The 16028-nt window shown below is 65.0% G+C and carries 26 protein-coding genes; 10 read left to right on the top strand and 16 right to left on the bottom strand.

The genetic code is table 11. From position 1 onward, the window contains the following. Nucleotides 1-8 precede the first annotated feature (8 nt). Genes ABT004_RS21460 through ABT004_RS21410 form a run of 10 tightly spaced genes read left to right on the top strand, consistent with a single transcriptional unit; the run spans nucleotide 9 to nucleotide 7531 of the window. Nucleotides 9-1358 carry a siphovirus ReqiPepy6 Gp37-like family protein gene (locus ABT004_RS21460; protein ID WP_351339195.1) on the top strand — a complete coding sequence of 450 codons (1350 nt, stop codon included), beginning with the start codon at nucleotides 9-11 and terminating at the stop codon, nucleotides 1356-1358. Further along, nucleotides 1359-2423: a hypothetical protein gene (locus tag ABT004_RS21455; protein WP_351339192.1), complete on the top strand. Its 1065-nt coding sequence runs from the start codon at nucleotides 1359-1361 to the stop codon at nucleotides 2421-2423. It begins immediately after the preceding gene. Nucleotides 2424-2440: 17 nt separating this feature from the next. Continuing rightward, on the top strand, nucleotides 2441-3202 hold the full coding sequence (locus ABT004_RS21450) for a hypothetical protein (RefSeq protein WP_351339189.1): 762 nt from the start codon (nucleotides 2441-2443) through the stop codon (nucleotides 3200-3202). Beyond that, nucleotides 3192-4022 (top strand): hypothetical protein, encoded by an 831-nt coding sequence (locus ABT004_RS21445; RefSeq protein WP_351339186.1) that lies wholly within the window; start codon nucleotides 3192-3194, stop codon nucleotides 4020-4022. The genes ABT004_RS21450 and ABT004_RS21445 overlap by 11 nt, the downstream gene beginning before the upstream one ends. 4 nt (nucleotides 4023-4026) lie before the next feature. Beyond that, nucleotides 4027-4602 (top strand): hypothetical protein, encoded by a 576-nt coding sequence (locus ABT004_RS21440; RefSeq protein WP_351339184.1) that lies wholly within the window; start codon nucleotides 4027-4029, stop codon nucleotides 4600-4602. Next, a complete protein-coding gene (locus ABT004_RS21435) occupies nucleotides 4602-5249 on the top strand; it encodes a hypothetical protein (RefSeq protein WP_351339182.1) in 648 nt (215 codons plus the stop codon). Before ABT004_RS21440 ends, ABT004_RS21435 begins: the two co-directional genes overlap by 1 nt. Further along, on the top strand, nucleotides 5246-5875 hold the full coding sequence (locus ABT004_RS21430) for a hypothetical protein (protein WP_351339180.1): 630 nt from the start codon (nucleotides 5246-5248) through the stop codon (nucleotides 5873-5875). Before ABT004_RS21435 ends, ABT004_RS21430 begins: the two co-directional genes overlap by 4 nt. Before the next feature lie 15 nt (nucleotides 5876-5890). Continuing rightward, a complete protein-coding gene (locus ABT004_RS21425; RefSeq protein WP_351339177.1) occupies nucleotides 5891-6178 on the top strand; it encodes a hypothetical protein in 288 nt (95 codons plus the stop codon). Between the two features lie 59 nt (nucleotides 6179-6237). Continuing rightward, nucleotides 6238-7239, top strand: coding sequence for a peptidoglycan-binding protein (locus ABT004_RS21420; protein ID WP_502966963.1), 1002 nt, complete (start codon nucleotides 6238-6240; stop codon nucleotides 7237-7239). A gap of 22 nt (nucleotides 7240-7261) precedes the next feature. Further along, nucleotides 7262-7531, top strand: a complete 270-nt coding sequence (locus ABT004_RS21410) for a hypothetical protein (protein WP_351339174.1) — start codon at nucleotides 7262-7264, stop codon at nucleotides 7529-7531. A gap of 278 nt (nucleotides 7532-7809) precedes the next feature. On the opposite strand, the gene ABT004_RS21405 is transcribed toward ABT004_RS21410, so the two are convergent. From ABT004_RS21405 to ABT004_RS21330, 16 genes are all read right to left on the bottom strand, one after another. Continuing rightward, on the bottom strand, nucleotides 7810-8067 hold the full coding sequence (locus ABT004_RS21405) for a hypothetical protein (protein WP_308941113.1): 258 nt from the start codon (nucleotides 8065-8067) through the stop codon (nucleotides 7810-7812). Nucleotides 8068-8389: 322 nt separating this feature from the next. Next, nucleotides 8390-9043, bottom strand: coding sequence for a hypothetical protein (locus ABT004_RS21400; RefSeq protein ID WP_351339172.1), 654 nt, complete (start codon nucleotides 9041-9043; stop codon nucleotides 8390-8392). Nucleotides 9044-9063: 20 nt separating this feature from the next. Continuing rightward, nucleotides 9064-10434: a DUF3987 domain-containing protein gene (locus tag ABT004_RS21395; protein ID WP_351339170.1), complete on the bottom strand. Its 1371-nt coding sequence runs from the start codon at nucleotides 10432-10434 to the stop codon at nucleotides 9064-9066. A gap of 23 nt (nucleotides 10435-10457) precedes the next feature. Next, nucleotides 10458-11072: a BRCT domain-containing protein gene (locus tag ABT004_RS21390; protein ID WP_351339167.1), complete on the bottom strand. Its 615-nt coding sequence runs from the start codon at nucleotides 11070-11072 to the stop codon at nucleotides 10458-10460. 465 nt (nucleotides 11073-11537) lie between these two features. Continuing rightward, complete coding sequence (locus ABT004_RS21385; protein ID WP_351339164.1) at nucleotides 11538-11906, bottom strand: hypothetical protein; 369 nt, start codon at nucleotides 11904-11906, stop codon at nucleotides 11538-11540. Then, nucleotides 11903-12142: a hypothetical protein gene (locus tag ABT004_RS21380; protein WP_351339162.1), complete on the bottom strand. Its 240-nt coding sequence runs from the start codon at nucleotides 12140-12142 to the stop codon at nucleotides 11903-11905. Before ABT004_RS21380 ends, ABT004_RS21385 begins: the two co-directional genes overlap by 4 nt. Next, the gene (locus ABT004_RS21375) at nucleotides 12139-12369 is read right to left on the bottom strand and encodes a hypothetical protein (RefSeq protein ID WP_351339160.1); all 231 of its coding nucleotides are present in this window, start codon (nucleotides 12367-12369) and stop codon (nucleotides 12139-12141) included. The genes ABT004_RS21380 and ABT004_RS21375 overlap by 4 nt, the downstream gene beginning before the upstream one ends. Then, on the bottom strand, nucleotides 12366-12728 hold the full coding sequence (locus ABT004_RS21370; protein WP_351339158.1) for a hypothetical protein: 363 nt from the start codon (nucleotides 12726-12728) through the stop codon (nucleotides 12366-12368). Before ABT004_RS21370 ends, ABT004_RS21375 begins: the two co-directional genes overlap by 4 nt. Next, the gene (locus tag ABT004_RS21365; protein WP_351339155.1) at nucleotides 12725-13009 is read right to left on the bottom strand and encodes a hypothetical protein; all 285 of its coding nucleotides are present in this window, start codon (nucleotides 13007-13009) and stop codon (nucleotides 12725-12727) included. Before ABT004_RS21365 ends, ABT004_RS21370 begins: the two co-directional genes overlap by 4 nt. Before the next feature lie 38 nt (nucleotides 13010-13047). Then, a complete protein-coding gene (locus ABT004_RS21360; RefSeq protein ID WP_351339153.1) occupies nucleotides 13048-13272 on the bottom strand; it encodes a hypothetical protein in 225 nt (74 codons plus the stop codon). Between the two features lie 9 nt (nucleotides 13273-13281). After that, a complete protein-coding gene (locus ABT004_RS21355; RefSeq protein ID WP_351339151.1) occupies nucleotides 13282-13800 on the bottom strand; it encodes an antirestriction protein ArdA in 519 nt (172 codons plus the stop codon). Nucleotides 13801-14096: 296 nt separating this feature from the next. Continuing rightward, nucleotides 14097-14348, bottom strand: a complete 252-nt coding sequence (locus ABT004_RS21350; RefSeq protein ID WP_351339148.1) for a hypothetical protein — start codon at nucleotides 14346-14348, stop codon at nucleotides 14097-14099. Next, a complete protein-coding gene (locus ABT004_RS21345) occupies nucleotides 14345-14716 on the bottom strand; it encodes a hypothetical protein (protein WP_351339147.1) in 372 nt (123 codons plus the stop codon). The genes ABT004_RS21350 and ABT004_RS21345 overlap by 4 nt, the downstream gene beginning before the upstream one ends. After that, nucleotides 14716-15096, bottom strand: a complete 381-nt coding sequence (locus ABT004_RS21340) for a hypothetical protein (protein ID WP_351339145.1) — start codon at nucleotides 15094-15096, stop codon at nucleotides 14716-14718. The genes ABT004_RS21345 and ABT004_RS21340 overlap by 1 nt, the downstream gene beginning before the upstream one ends. Before the next feature lie 307 nt (nucleotides 15097-15403). Then, complete coding sequence (locus ABT004_RS21335) at nucleotides 15404-15718, bottom strand: hypothetical protein (RefSeq protein WP_351339142.1); 315 nt, start codon at nucleotides 15716-15718, stop codon at nucleotides 15404-15406. A gap of 2 nt (nucleotides 15719-15720) precedes the next feature. Beyond that, nucleotides 15721-15963 (bottom strand): hypothetical protein, encoded by a 243-nt coding sequence (locus tag ABT004_RS21330; RefSeq protein ID WP_351339139.1) that lies wholly within the window; start codon nucleotides 15961-15963, stop codon nucleotides 15721-15723. Nucleotides 15964-16028: the final 65 nt, after the last annotated feature.

The following is a 16028-nucleotide window of genomic DNA, read 5'->3' as shown; positions in this document are numbered from 1 at the left end:
GAGGCTGCATGGGATATCGCATCCTGGTAAGGGGGAATGTCTATAACGGCGAGCGCCGAATACTCGGCGAGATCGATACCTGGATCAAGCTCGACTTCACTGTCCGCTTCAACCAGCCCGGCACCTGGCAGCTCCTCGTCAAGAGCGGCACCTACCAAGAGGGCCTGCTCGCGCAAGGCCGCGGCATTGTCATCTACCAGGACGGTGTCCCCGACCCCGTCTTCTCCGGGCAGATCGACGCCTTCGAGCGGTACTGGACGACCGACCAGCACACTGCCACCGGCTCCGTGTACGTCGGCGGGAAGTGCGACAACCAGTTCCCGTACGGGTACCTCGCCTTCCCCGGCATCGCCGGGGCCGGCTCGGACCAGATGAAGGTTCTGCCCGTCGACAAGCAGTACACCGGCAAGGACTCACGAGCGGCCGGCGGACCTCTCGGCCAAGCCCTGTGGGTGGAGGCCGACCTCGCCTTCGGCGCCCGCGCACTGCCTGACCGCAAGATCGGTGGCTTGAACGTCGGAGCCAACGTCTCGATCGGCGACACGTTCTCCGATTCCCTGCGCTTCGACAACGTCGGCGAGAAGTTCGAGGAGTGGCTGAAGGACAAGCGCATGGGCTACCGCTTCGTGTGGAGCTACGACTCCAAGCAGATCGAGATGTCCATCTACCAGTGCGAGGACCGGTCCGGGGAGGTCCGCTTCTCCCCCGATCTGGGGAACCTCCGCCAGTACGAATGGCAGCTCAAGGCGCCCTCCGTCACCCGCGCCATCGTCGCGTGCCAGGGCGAAGGCTCAGAGCGCTACCTCGTCCAGAAGATCGACTCAGACGGCGAGAGCCAGTGGGGCGTGAAGCGGGAGAGCTTCGTCGACCGCCGTGACATCCCGCTGAAGACCGGCAAGGACGGCAAGCCCGAACTCGTCACGAAGACCGTGAAGGACGAGGCCGGTAAGGACGTGGAAGACCTCGGCCTCGGCCCCGATGGCAAGGAGTGGCCCGGCGCCACGCCCGCCGAGAAGAAGGCTGCGGCAACGGCCCACTACGTAAAGGCAGTCGGGGAAGCCGCGACCGGCGCCCTCAAGGAGGGCGAGAAGTCCGGGCACTTCCAGATCTATCCCATCGACACCGAACAGACAAAGTTCGGCCGGGACTACTTCGTTGGCGACATTGTGACGGTCGCCGTGGACGGTGAGGAATACCAGGACATCGTCAAAGAGGTGAACATTTCGGTGGAAGACGGCGGACGTGTCACCGATATCACTCCCAAGATCGGCGACCAGGGCAGCGGCGAACCTCTCAACCTCTACAAGACCGTGTGGGAAATGAAAGCGAAGCTGCGCAAGCTGGAATCGAGGATGTAAATGGCAGAGAAGAGTTTCCCGTTCGGTGAGGCGAATGCGTCGGGTGGTCAGACCGCGGTTTCCCAGCTCGACTGGCAGGACATGGCGAAGCTGTGGGGCGGTGACCGCATCGACTTCAAGCTCACCAACTACTCGTACCAGAATGCTGCGATGCCGTTCGCAGCCCGCGTCGTGAACGCACGGACCATCGAACTCAAGGCAGGCTCGGCATGGGTGGGCGGGTTCTACTACCAGCTCGACTCGATCCTGACCGTTGACATCGAGGCGAACCCCACGGAGAACCCCCGCCGGGACACGATCGTGGTGCGAGTCGACCTGTCGAAGGGTTCGGCGAACATCGCGGCCGTGAAGGGTCAGCCGTCCAAGGCCCCGATCGCCCCGCGGCCCCAGCGGATCGCCGGTCGCACGTGGGAGATGGTCCTGCACGAGGTTCTGGTCCCGGCCAAGGACGGCGCCCTGGTCCTCACGGCAGTCGCCCCGTACGACATGCCGGCCGCCGTGTCCTCCCCCTGGTACACCCGGCAGACCGCCGACTACCACCCCATGGGCACGCTGATCTACGACCTCGACTCCAACGGCACCGACACGCAGTACGAGGCATTCAACGGCCGTGACGGCTACATGATCACCCGCCACCTGGGTAAGGCCCGTACCTACACTCCGAAGCTCGTGAACACCGGCAAGCTCCCGTCGGGCATTCAGTACCGCGGCATGTGGCGCTGGATCGCGTCGAACTCGGTGTGGTTCTCCATCGACATCAACAACACCTCGAACACGGACATCAAGCAGTCCGGTACGGGACCAATCAGTTTCACGCTGCCGAAGAACCCGTCGAGCGACATCGGCCAAGCCTTCACCGGCTACATGCTCAACAGCGGCTACGACGCCGGACTCCCCAACTTCGTCAGCCTGACGGGCATGTCCTGGTCGGGCAACAAGACGAACGTCGCCAAGATCCTCTACCCCAGCGCGAAGAAGCTGCACGAGGGCCTGGACTACCTCCTGGTGTTCCCCCGGAAGTCGTCGATCATCATCACCGGTACGTACGAGTCCAACGCCCTTTAACCACATAGGAGTTACCCATGGCAGACCGCAATTTGTTCGGCGGTACTCCGGCTGACGTTGCAGAGAACGAGGCCGGCGTCCGCGTGCCGGCCGCAGTGGGCACCGTGTGGTCGAGCAAGGAGGACTCCGCGGAGCAGATCCTCGACCTGGTCGACATCAACGGCACCCCCATCACACAGCTCGTTGCCGACGAACGAGGAGTGATCCCCCTCTTCTGGGGCCCTCCGGGCGACGAGTACCTGTGGATCGACTTCGGCGTCGGCCGCATGAAGGTCACCTCCAACACCCTCGGCGAACGCTTCAAGGCACACACCGAAGCGCTCGACCCGCACAACTCGAAGCAGTACACCGACGAGCAGTTGAACAACTACCTGGCCAAGCGCAGCAACACGCTGACCCTGGAAGACGGCACACGGTGGCTCGATCTGGAGGGCGGCGACGCCCCGTCCGGGGACACAATCCTCCAGCGCAACGGTGCCGCCGGATACAACTTCGCGCTGCGCCGGGACGGTTCGGCGACGCACGTTGCCCACACGGAAAAGAACGTGCCCCTGGAGATCCGGGGCGGGCTGAAGCCGCACAAGTACGCGCTCATCGTCAACGACGGTGCGTCCGGCAATGGCGGCACCAGCTCTCAGTTCAAGGTCGACTTCCAGGGCAACGTCGAGACCAAGGGCACCGTCCAGGCCGGAAACATCGGCACTGCCCGCGTCTTCTCCGGGCCGACTGCACCGGCCAACCCTCGGGTCGGGGATGTGTGGGTGGCCTATGGCGCATAGCTACAACCCGATGATGGTGTGGGACGGTTCGAAGTGGACCGAGGGGACCAAGAAGGTCTGGGACGGAAAAGCCTGGGTGGCCTCGCCCTCCCTGAAGTACTGGGATGGTGCCACCTGGCAATTCAAGGCCCCCGCCCCCATCGGGTACCCGTCCTTCGAGAAGGCCAACAGCAGTGTGTACGGGGCACGGGACTACATCGGCATCCCGCATCCGGCCGGGAAGATCGTCACCGACTACGTGGTGTCGGTTTGCGCATCGAGCACCGTGAAGCCTCAGATCGTCGAGCCCTGGATGCTGAACCAGACGCAGCAGCTTGCTACCGGAACGTGGGTGTCCGTTGCGGTATGGCCATACGACGGGCGCCCCGGCGACATCGTGTGGGACGTGACCGGCAGCAAGCAGGCCACCGTCATGAACCTGCTCTACCGCGGGGGCGACTGGGCGGCCCCCAGCATGACCCCGGTCAAGGAGATCCGACAGTTCGAGCGCGTGAACCGTGTCCCGCTGAACTCACCCGTCGACTTCACGTCCGTGTTCCTCGTGCTCGCCGAATCCACTGACCTCACTGGGTTCGCCTGGCCTGACGGTGTGACGGGACGGGCCTCCCAGCTCGGCAAGTTCGGTTCCCGGAACATCTCTCTCATCGCCTCGGACACCCCCGGCTCCGGCAGTTCGGCCGGAGACCTCGTCCTCGACACCACCGTGCAGGCCGCAGCCTGCATCACCATCCAGCTCCCCGGCGTCAACGACGGCAAGCCCACCTGGATTCTCGGTGACTCCACCGCATCCGTACTCGGCACGACCACCGTCTTGGGGTGAGCACATGGCAGACATAAAGACGTGGGCCAACGGCCAGAAGATCACCCCGGACGACATGAAGACGTACGTCAGCGACGCGCTGCGGGGCTTCATGGAAGCCCCGGCCTGCCGCCGCACGATCGCCAACCAGGCCAGCGAGCAGAAGGCCGCGAAGACCTGGTATCCCGTCACGCTCGAACGTGTCGGCTCCGGTGTCGGCGCCACGCACTCCTATGACAACACCGGCGGACAGATGTCCAAGGACCCGGTGAAGGTCGTCGCCCCCATCGACGGCCTCTACGAGCTGTCGTTCGGCATCATCCTGCGGGCCGTGTCCGGAACACTGACCTACGCGCTCGCCGCGGCAAACATCAATCAGACCAACGGCGGCCAGATCGCCGCCAAGCCGATCGTCCGCACCGGGTGCGGCCGGTCCAGCGCAGCCGAGAAGGTCGGGGCCGGCTCCGCCACGGTCGCGCTCAAGGCCGGCGACTTCGTGTCTCTTGCCGTCCACGCCGATGACGCCTTCTACATAGGCGACGGCAGCTACGCACAGATGATCTCGCATTTCGAACTCAGATGGGTGGGGGTGAAGCCCTGATGGCGACTCCGCTCGTCCACATCTGGCGGCAACGCGAAGTCGTGACCGCCGACACGATGAACAAGTACATCCGCGACGTCCAGAAGTTCCTGTACACACCCCCGGCCTGCAAGGTGACCCTCCGGCAGCGAGGCACATTCGTCGGCAGCAACCCCGCCGACGCCATCGACAAGGGCAAGTGGCTCACGTTCAACAAGTGGCTCACGTACCCGCTGTACGCGCCGGGCGAAGGGTCCGCGCCCAGCGAGGAGTACGACAACACCGGCGGTGCCATGACCTCCACCTCCACCGCGAATCTGTGGCGCCTGACCGCCCCCGAGGATGGCATCTACGCCGTCACCTTCGGTGGAGTCATCGAAACGAACGGCGAAGCCAACAACGTTCACTTCAGGCTCGGCAAGAACCAGCTCGTGGACGGCGACTGGACCTCGGGCCGCGCCCCGTTCGCCTCGCACTCTCCCGGCCGCGTCCACCACGCCTCCAACGGCTCCGGCCGGTACATCGGCTCCATCACTACGACTATCAACCTCAAGCAGAACGAGACGGTCTCCGCAGGCGCGGTCGCGGACAAGGACTTCGTCCTGGCCAACCGTGCCATGCACGGCCGGTCCTTCCTCGAACTGCGCTGGGTCGGGAGGCTGCCGTGAGCATCCCCGCAATCGAGTCCTGGGCACCGCGTGAGCTGGAGGACGCAACCAAGTTCAACAGGCGAGTCTCCGACGTCCACCGGTTCCTCCAGAACCCGCCGGCCGCCCGCGTGATCGGCATGAAGCGCAAGGACATGCCGAAGAACGAGTACTCGGTGATCCCGTTCATCCCGCTGGGCAAGGAGGGCGCTCCGGTCACGTCGTACGAGACGTGGCCCGGCATGGTCCCCACCTTCAAGGACGACTGGACTATGGGCCAGGACACCGCCTGGCAACTCATCGCGCCCATCGACGGCCGCTACCGGATCACCCTCGGCGGCGCCTTCAACACGCAGGTGAGCACCGGCGACCGTCGACACAATCTGTGGGTCGCGATCGGGGCGAACATGACGACCGGCACGGGTGAGGCGGTCGCCGCGGCGTCCGTCGATACGTTCTCGCCCGCGCAGTCGACGAGCTACACGATGTGCGGCGGGCACTCGACCGTGCAGAAGCTCAAGGCCGGCTCGAAGGTCCAGTTCGCCGCCAAGTGCATTGAGTCCACATTCGGCTGGGCCAACGAGGAAGTCACGCTCTCGTACAAGTGGGGCTCGTTCGCCGAAATCAGGTGGGTCGGCACGATCTAAGAAGGGAGGTCCCCAATGGGTACATCGCAGATCCTCAGTGTGGTGTTCGGAACAGGTGGGGTCGCTTCCCTGATCGGTTTCATCAAGCTCTGGCTTGAGCGCAGGGACGCTTTCGACAAGGCCCGGCGCGAGCACATCGAAGACCTCGCCCGCTGGCGAGGCGCACTCCAAGACTCGGTCTACGAGCTGCAAGCGCTCGTCGAGTACTACCGCCACGTGAGTGCGGACTACGCCTACCAGCTCCGGCAGAACGGCATCGAGCCGTTGACCTCTGCCGTAGAGCCGACGCGAGACGCCGACTAGGCGATCCCGCACGTCAGCCCCCTTCTAGGGGGCTTTTTTCATGCCCGAAAGGGGGCACTATGTCGCAGATATCAAAGGTTCTGTCGGTCGCCAAGGGAGAGGTCGGCTACCAGGCGCAGCGCGCGCCCGGCGAGCGCCCGAGCGGACACCAGAAGTACAGCGGGCAGGTTCCGGGGCTCGCATGGTCCAACTACCAGCCGTGGTGCGCAACGTGGGTGAGCTGGGTCGCGCTCAAGGCCGGGGTCGCCAGTCTCTACCCGCGGACCGCGTCCGTGTTCACGGCCATGCAGTGGTTCAAGAACAAGAGCCGCTGGTCGGCCTATCCAGCGGTCGGTGCGCAGGTCATCTACGGCACAAGCGGCAGCACGCACACCGGGATCTGCTACGCCTACGACTCGAAGTGGATCTACACCTACGAGGGCAACACCTCGACCACGAACGACGCCAACGGCAACAAGGTGATGGCCCGCAAGCGGCTCCGCCGTGACGCGTACGTCCACGGCTACGGGTACCCCAAGTTCGCGGACGGCATCACGACCGCGGACCCGAGCAAGAAGGGCAAGGCCGGGTTCACGTACAAGGCCACGGCCTCTGGGCCGTCGAGCGGTTCGAGCGGGAAGAAGCCGAGCGGGAAGACCAAGAAGGTCATCGTGAAGGCTGGGCAGACTCTCGGAGCCATCGCGGCAGCAGCCGGCGTCTCCGTGGCAACCGTGATCGGGCTGAACCCTCAGATCAAGAACCCGAACGTGATCCACCCCGGCGACAAGGTGACCGTGCCGGACAAGGCCCCGGCAAAGCCCAAGCCGAAGCCGAAGCCGAAGACTCCGGCGTTCCCCGGCGCCTCGAAGTTCAGGGCCGGCCAGGTCAACCAGTACGTCACGCAGCTAGGTACCGCGCTGGTGAAGAAGGGGTACGGCCGGTTCTACTCCTTCGGCCCCGGACCGCGCTGGACCAATTCCGACCGCAATGCCGTCCGTGCTTTTCAGCGCGCGCAGGGCTGGACCGGTTCGAACGCTGACGGTTACCCCGGCCCGGACACCTGGGCCCGTCTCATGAAGTAGCCACCCCCACAGAGGAGTTCCCATGTCGTTTCTTCGCGCCCACTCCGTCCGTATCGCCGCAGTCGTCGCGGCCCTCGTCCCCCTCCTGGTTGCCCGGTTTCCGGACATCGACTGGTACGGCCTGGTAGCCGTCGTCGGTGCACTGCTCGGCGTTGGCGAGGTCGCGCAGCGGGTTGAGGACGGCAAGACCCGCGAGGCTCTGCACGAGACCTCGCCGAACGATGCTCTGGCCGAGCTGCACATGCGGCTCGCCGAGTACGAGACGAATCATTCACAGGCTTTCGGGCGGTAGGGGTACCGCCCGGGGGGATTGAGAGAGTGCCGTGAGTGAATGAATCATTGGAGCCGTGTCCATGTCATTCACTGGGCAAACAGAAAGGCCCCCGGCCGTCCCTTCATGGGACAGGCCGGGGGCCTTTCTTGCGTTACCGCTGGCTACGCCTCTCGTGCTGCGCGATGCAGTTCACGTCCACGCACTTGCGGCAGTGCCGACATTCCGAGTGCTTCTCACTCGCATCCATCTTCACGCCGCAGTCAGCACAGTGCTTCTCGTTCGTCATGTTCCCCTCCTCAGAAGCCAACCCCGTTGGCGTTCTTCCTTGCGTCGTCCCGCCGCATCTCGACCATGACCGAGAGGACGATGGCGATGATCGTGGCGGGTATCCAACCCCAGGCGGCGACGAAGTCGAGGACCGGACCGAGGAGGAACACGTCCTCCGTGAGGATCGCCAGCGTGATCATGACGATCCCGGTGAAGAACCAGGTCCCCCAGATCATCTTCTGCGTGTCCTCAGCGGCCTGCTTCGCGTCCTTGTAGCCGTTGCTCACCGGAGCCCCCTCCTTGGTTGATCTTTCGATCACCCTATATGAGGGCTAATCTGACGCTTTCGTCGCCTCTGTCGCCAGTCGGTTCCACTTGCTTGCGAGCGAAGAAAAGCGGCCCTGCACGATGTGTGCGGGCCGCCTCTTCGGCATGTTCGACGGGTTCACTCGCCTCTGTTCTGCCTGCGCTTCTCGGCCCGTGCTCGGGCCATGGCTGCGTGCTGGTCGCATCGCGGGACGGTGGTCCCGGTGCCGCTTGTGCTCTCCCGGTACATCACCTCTCCGGCGCATCCGCCGTGCCGGGAGTCGAGGCACACCAGCTTCTCTGTCACTGCTCTTTCACCTGGTCAATCGGCGTGAACCTGTCGGGCGTGAGGTAGCCGACCAGGTCACCCGTCACCACGTGGCGGACGGGCTGACCGAGGTCTTCGACCACAGTAGCCGCGGTGTCTGACAGCGACTCCGAGTCCGGCTCGGGCTTGGAGGCCGTGGCCCTCGCGTGCAGCCACCAGAGCTGTGCCGACAGTGTTCCGGTCAGCAGTACGTCCCCGCTGTCCACGTCGTAGATCTCGTACCGGCCCTCCCCGATGTGGCGGATGCCCGCGAGGACGACCGGCTCGTCCGGTTCCGAGGAGCGCTTCCCTCCCTTACCCCCGAAGTAGATCCGCACGTTGGGGTTCTGTATCCGTACGCCCGGCACATTCCGCAGCTCGGAGTTCTGCCAGGTGGGCGTTGCCTTCTCGACCGCGCCGAAGTCGTCGGTGAGCATGACCCATGTCGATCGCTCGTCGAGGTCCGTGCCTTCGGCTCCGACGTACAGGCGGACCCCCTTCACCTTCCTTCCGCTCCGCTGGAGCGTGACCGGCTTCGGCCGCCCGAGGAACGTCGCGGTGCGGGTCACCTCGTGCCCGCGAGTGTCCTGGCCAGTGGCTGTCACGTAGTCGCCGACCTTGAGGCCGGCGAGCATGTCTTCCAGGGCCATAGCCCTCCTTCATCTCGATGTCACAGCAGCGCTGCGAACGGATTGGCCGCGGCCGGCTGCGGCTGCGGGTTAGTGATGACGACCTTCTTGGGGGCCGCCTTCCTCGGGGCGGACTTGGGCTTCGACTCCGGTACGAGCTGGAGCGCAGGGGCTTCCTCGGCCCGCTCGTCGGGCTTCTGCCGCTTCGTTTCGTCCGTGATCAGCCGGTAGATCGTCGGCTTGGGCCCGCTCGTCTGCGACTTGCCCTTGTAGTGCTCGACGTCGTCGAGCTGGTCGACGGTCTCCTTGAGTCCCGCGGCGTTGGTGTGTGCCTGGAGGGAGCGGAGTAGGAGCGTGGACGTGGCCTCACCACCGTGACGCTTCAGTACCTCGCGGATCATGTCCGGCAGGCTCTTTACCTTGGCGGCGCCGCCGTCGTGGGCCTCGGTGACCAACTTCTCGACCGAGTTGATCGAGTACTGGACGAACGCCCACGCGGCCTGGAGTGCCTTCTTCGAGATGCGGGTCTTCATCTCCGAGGCAGCGAGGACCGCGGCCACCCGGAGTACCTGCTCCGCGGTGCGCTCGAAGTACACCGCGATGTGCTCGGGGGTGTTCGCCATCTTGCCGAGCATGAACGCGCGGATCTCGTCGAAGGTCTTGTACGCCTCCTTGGCGAGGGCAATCTCCCGCGGCTTGGCCTTGGCCCACCTGTACGCCTCAGCCAGACGGAGGTCAGCCTTGATCGGGGCCCGCTTGCCGTAGGGCAGCATCTTCGACTGCTCGACGAGAACGGGGAGCAGTCGGTTGTAGGAGCCGCCGAGTGCCGCGGTCGCGGACACGAACTTGGCCCACTCGCCCGGAGTGATGTGGACGTGGAAGCCGAGGAGCGGGGTGTCGACCCTTTGCACGTCGCCCGTCCCGTCCTTGCCCTTGGTCCGGTTCTGGATCTCGCCGCCATCCCAAGCGGTGCGGAGCTTTTGGTCGAAGGTTGGGCAGCGCTTCGCACGCTTCAGAATCTCCGCCCACTCCTCTTCGATGATCAGGGCCCGGCTGTCCGGCCCGTCCTCACTGCCCATGGAGGCCAGCTCGATGCCGTAGAGGTTGCCGACGAGGGAGGGGCCGGAGGAGATGCCGGAGATGATTCGCGTGGAGAAGAAGCCGTCGAACTGGGCGCCCATGAGCGAGCGGGCGTTGCGGTAGGCGGTGCCCTTGCACCCGATGCCGGAACGGCCGGCGAGCACGGTCCAGATCGCGACCGGCCGGCCGTTCTCGGTACGGACATGGCCGTTGATGGCGGCCGAGAACAGAGAGAGCGTCGAGGCGTAGACGCCGATCGGGTCGGCCTCGGTGCCAGGCATCGCCTTCTCGACGGCCTCTCCTATCGGCCCGTACTTCATGGTGTCGAACATTGGTCTTGCCTTCCTTGTGGGGGTCAGGCCGCGGGGGCGTGGGCCTGCGCGTACGCCGCACGAATGGCGGGCGGGATGTCGTCGGCGGGGTCCAACTCGAAGCCGATGCCGGAGGCCCATGCGCGAGTGGCCTCCGCCTCGCGCTCGGCCTTGATGTCCTCGGCCGTCTTCTTGGGCTGCATCGCCTGCACGGACGGGAGGTCATCGACGCCGAGGCCGACGAGACTTTCCAGGTCTCCCGCGGCGACTGCTCGGGCCAGTGCCTTGGGCTGCGTCCCATCGAATGCAGGGGTGTTGTGCTCGCGGGCTTCGTCGACCTTGTGCTGCGCGGGGCGCAGCCCACAGACGATGACCGCGGTGTCCTCCTGGACGTGACCGGCGATGCGGTAGCCCAGGTTCTCGATGGCGGTCCGAGCGGTGGCGTGGTCGTATCCGGGGATCTCGCCCGTGACGACGACCGAGGGCCGTTCCCTGACGGCCTCAAGGTCTCCGCTGTCCTGGAATGCATCCGCGAGATAGCCCGCAAATCTGTCGGCGTGGACCTGGCACAGATCCCAGACCTTCACTCCGACGGCGATGATCGCGACCGCCACGGTCTCCTCTCCCTTGGCCTTGCAGCCGTGGCATAGCGCTTCCATGTGTTGCTCCCTTTCTGTCGAGCACCCATGGCGAGGGGCCAGGCCCGTAGACCTGGCCCCCACCAAAGGCACGTCCGCGGTTACGCGGGCATGAAGAGAGCGGCCCGCCAACTGGCGTCCGCTCGGCTGGTGTTGCTATTCGGTTGTGATGGGTAGACCGGTGGTGCACGCGCGCCTATCTTGGAGAGATAGCGCATCAACGCCTGCCCCGGACTTGAGCCACGGCGGGCCGGACGGGGGAAGAAAGGTGCGTGCCCGATGGCAATCGGGCTCCTCTCGATCGTTGCTGCTGTGTTCTACGGCGGAACCGTCTCAATCCTCGCTCTCACTGCAACCTTTGCTCGGCGTAACACGCTGCGACGTGAAGCGCGCACTACCCTGTCCATCCTCATACCCGGGCAGGTGGCTGAGCCACCACAGGGAGACGGCAGACAGTAGGCGTGAGCAGCTCGGTCACGGCACTACCTAGCCGTAGACGACCTCGCCCAGTACGGCGACCTGTAGAACCTCGTCGGCCGTTCCGGCGTCGAAGTCGGCTTCGTCGCGCCGGAAGATGAAGTCCGAACAGGACTTCTGGGCCGAGTCGGAGACGTACTTGCCTGCCTCCTTGGCGGCGATCTTGCGTATGGCCCGGACGATCTCCACGTGACCGAGCTGCACCGGCAGCTCCGCGGGGCTGTCCTCGTAGGGGTTCTCGATAGTGCCCTTCACGATCCAGTCATCCGGCGCGTCCCCCAGGCCGCTGACGTTGCTGTCCAGGTCCCACCAGGACCAGTAGTCGGGGCTTGCGCCCATGATGTGGTCGTAACTCTCCTGCGGAGTCGGGGGCTTCATGCCGCGACCTCCGTCCACTGAGTGCTCCGAGCGGTCCTGAACGAGTCGGCCGCGCGGTGCACGAGCATCCCGGCGACGGTCCGCGGGTCGTGGTACTGGCGGGCGAGCGTCCCGCACAGCTCGAACGTCCGGGTGATGGCATCGATCCGTTCCCGTGCGGTGCTGTGCTGTGCGGCCAGGCCGGCCGACTGCTCGACCTCCCGAGCGTCCTCGATGTACGTCTTCATGCGGCTCACTGGCCTACCTCCTTGATGCGTCGTTCCTTGTGACCGGCCTGATCGGACTCCCAGTCCCCGTGCTCGTCGCAGTAGGCCGTGCTCAGCCAGCGACGGATGCCGTACCGCTCCATGTCCATCCAGCGGGTGGCCAGCTTTCCGCAGGACCAGCAACCGGCGCGCCCGTCGTCCCGCTGCTTGGCGTGCTGTACTTCGCTCTTCGTCGAGCCCTTGCCCATGCCGGTCACGCCCCTTCGACGGCGGGAGCGGTGGTGTGGCCGAGCGTCGGCGTGGTCAGTGGCCGCCCGTTGGGCTTGGCGTCAATGTCGGGGCTGACCTGAATCCAGCCGCCGGGTATGTGGTCGAGCCGGTACGTGGGGCCCCACTCCGTCCACTTCGTGGCCGCGTCCTCGCCGTCTTCGAAGGGCATGGCGTAAGTAGTGATGTCGTCCCCGAAGTGCTCGCGCCACCCCTTGAAGATCGCGAACAGGTCCGCGAAGTCGTCGACCAGGACCGCGGCCCGAGCCGTCAACGGGCTCACGTCCTCTGCATAGTTGGGCACGTCCGGGCGGCTCCGCTCGGCGAGCGACATGATCCAGGTGGTCACGTCAAGATCTCCTTTTTCAGTGGGTGGGACAGGACAACTCGGTACGACGCAGAGAGAGCACGTGCATAGAAGCGACGGCCCGCACGGTCATGCAGGCCGGGCGTCCCGAAAGCGGTCAGCTCGGCGACGACGCGTCTCACGAGCGAGGGGATGTCGAGGCGGTCGATGATCTCGGCGCACAAGGTGCACGCATTCCAACGGCCATCATCGAACTGATCGACGCGAGCGGTTCCCCGCACGATCGGAGGCAGGAAGCCCATGGGGATCACGTAGACGTACACGGGTGACGTGGGGTGGCAGAAGTCGCAGTGCATAGCGGTCACCGACCGAGCCACACGATGTCGGCCCAGTGGCCCCCGTACCTGGTCTCCTTCCACTGCCCCGCGGGCGCGTAGCCCTGCCGAAGGAGCACGTCTTCCGCCTCGGCCCGCGTGGCGGCCGGCCAGCTTCCGAAGGGTCCGGACACTCCGGCCCACACGTTCTGAATGACGGTGACCTCTTGCTCCTCGGGATTCCATGCGGCCTGATAGCTGATCTCGGGCATCGTTCTCTCTCAGTCGTTGCTCAGGACGGCTACGCCGTCGCTCGTACGGATAGTGAGGTAGGAGCCGGAGTGCTCCCAGTCGTTGGCGATTGCCTTCGCGAGCGTCCATCGGTGGTCCTGGAAGCGCTCGGGGAGGTCGTCCCCGATGTCCTCCAGCGCGAGATCGGCGAGCGATTCCCACACGCCGCGGGACCGGTCTTCGATCTCGTCCCCGATCTCGTCGACCGCGTATCCCTCGCCGTGGAAGTGGGCGACCAGCTCGGGCGGATGCTCAGTGACGAGCCTGGCGAGCGTGGCCACATCGTCGATGCTGATGAACTCGGACAGCTCCACGGCTCCGAAGTTCTCGCAATCGTGGATCGCGTAGTCCTCGGCGTCGCCCGTGGGCGAGCGGTCGAGCATGGTCTTGATCTGGGCGCGGATCTCTTCCGCGTCCTGGTCGGCGTCAATCCAAACGCCGTGGTGGCGACTGGCGTTGTAGTCGGCGAGACTCGCGACGTAGATGCTCGGAGTTGGAGTACGGGTCATGTCGTCACCCGCACAGACGGCAGTGACGGATGTGCCCTTCCAGCCGCCGGGCCATAGTGCGGCGCGTTGAGTAGGCCGAGGCGCGGAGCGTCTTCGCCTGGCCAACGTTCTCGCGGTCGCACGCGTACCTCTCGTCAGTGTCGGCCGCGTGGGAGTAGTCGTCGTAGATCTCGTGGAATCGGGCACAGCGGTGCCGCATTGGCTGTCCTTCGGGTTGGTGTCGAGCGGTCCTGTCGTGCTGACAGGCCATGCAAAGGGCCGCTCACCAGGTGGCAGGCGGCCCGAGGCAAAGCGCGTCAGTGCGCGGTTAGTTGCTCAAGCGTGCGGATCATCTTCAGAGCGTCAGCGCGCGTGATCTGCATGGCCGATCGCGAATCGATGTGCGCGCCGGAGTCCGCAAGGGAGTCCGTGATCCACACGAGTTCAAGGGCGTCGCCTGCCCCTTGAATCTCCAGGGTGTGACGGACGTAACCGCCCGCCCGCACCCAGAACTCCCGCGCCGTGCCGTCCGGCTGCTCTTCGTCGAAGTAGGCGTCCGGGATCTTCACGCGGTCACCGCCGCGAACTTCTCCAGGAGGTCACGGAGCAGGAGTTGAGCGTCAAAGGCTTGGTCCGTCTGGACTTCGTCCATGCGGTTGGCCTCCTCGCCCTGGTCCGCGTTGTTCTCTTCCAGGTCGTACGAGGGGACCTCTTCGCGGAGCGTGGCGAGCCAGTCGGCCTCATGCGCACGTATCCGCTTCACGGCGTCCCGCAGCACGCGAGCGGCAACCCCTTCGGGGCACTCGTGCCGCTCGTTCTCGCAGTGACCGCAGTACACGGAGCCCTCCGGGCCTATGTCGTAGTCACTGGGGTACGCGGCAAGGTCCATGCCGCAGTCGGAGCACTCGACCATTCCGGTCCACACGTTGACTCGCATTACTTCGCCTCTCCCTTGAGGAACGCCTCAAGCTGCGGCAGCCCGCGCGAGCGGAAGTCCTCCGTAAGCTCGTTGGCCGCTTGCTCGATGGCGTCCTGTTCCATCTCCGCCCATTCCTCCTCGACTTCTTCTGCGAAGTGCATTGCGCCCGAGGCGACCAGCAGCGCAGGGGCAACGTCGTTCAAGCGGGCCAGGTGGAAGATGTTGGCCAGGAGATCGCCCGCCACCTCCCTCAACGCGTCCTCCGACATGGTGAGAGTTCCGGTGAAATATTCGTCTCCCTTCTGTCCGGTCTGCTGTCCGAATGCTTCAAGGGCAGTCAATGCCCAGTGGGCACGGGTCTTGTTGGTTTCGGCTGCGCCGTCGTCGTAGATGCTCACGTGAATGCCTTTCGAGGGTTAGCCGGACCCGCTACTCACGGGGCCCGGCACGTTCAGGAGGAGAGGTATTGCGCTAGATGTTCGTCGGTGCCCCAGTGAGCGACCGCAGCGTTAGGGATTTGCACGACGACCGTCGTGCGCAGACCGGTTACGACGTCACGGAGTTGGGCTACGTCCGCCCATTCCATGGAGGACAGGAACGCGACAGCCCGTACGAGTGTGGGGAATTCCAGGTCTGTCCAGTCCCCGCACGAGCCGTGCACGGAGCCGCCCGACCGCCGGACCAGATACGCCAACTCGCGGGGGTTCACGCGTTGGCCTCCACCTTTTCGAGCTGTACGAGCAGGCTTTCCCCGATGCGCAACAGGTCTGCGGAAAATGAGTGCCCGGCGACGTTCATCACGCCTATCCAGTGCAGTTCGCGGCCACGGAGCCATACGGCGCCGTCCTGCCGCTGCTCGACAATGGCCCACCACGCGTCACGCAGTAGGTCAATCTCCCTGGTGTAGCGGGAGCGTTCACGCTGAATCAGGATCATTGCGGCCAGCGTCGACCAGTCGTCGTCGCTAAGTACGATCCGGTATTCCTTGCTCGCCTTGAGCTTGAGAGGCTTAACGGTCACGGCTAGCTCACCCTCTGCGTGATATTGCCGTCCGCGTAAGCGTCGATGTGCACCCATGCGGGCCCGTAGATCTTTCGCCCCTTGCCGGAGTCCAGCCGGTCAACCGTTGTGCCCTTACCGAGACTCAAGAACAGGCGGCGGTGAACGTGCGGGGATTCCTTGAGCGCGGAATAGATCTCCCCCGCACTGATGTGGGATTCGTGGTCGGTGAATATGTTGTGTGAGTCAACAACGCGAATGCGCATGGCTTACCTTTCTCGATTACCTCTGGTCGGATTGACCAGCCATAGCCGGGCCCGGTGCACCACAC

It is taken from the genome of Streptomyces sp. NPDC002790 (genome assembly GCF_040295505.1).
Taxonomy (GTDB): domain Bacteria; phylum Actinomycetota; class Actinomycetes; order Streptomycetales; family Streptomycetaceae; genus Streptomyces.
Note: the sequence above shows the minus strand (reverse complement) of the source record. Positions and strands in the feature narration are given on the sequence as shown.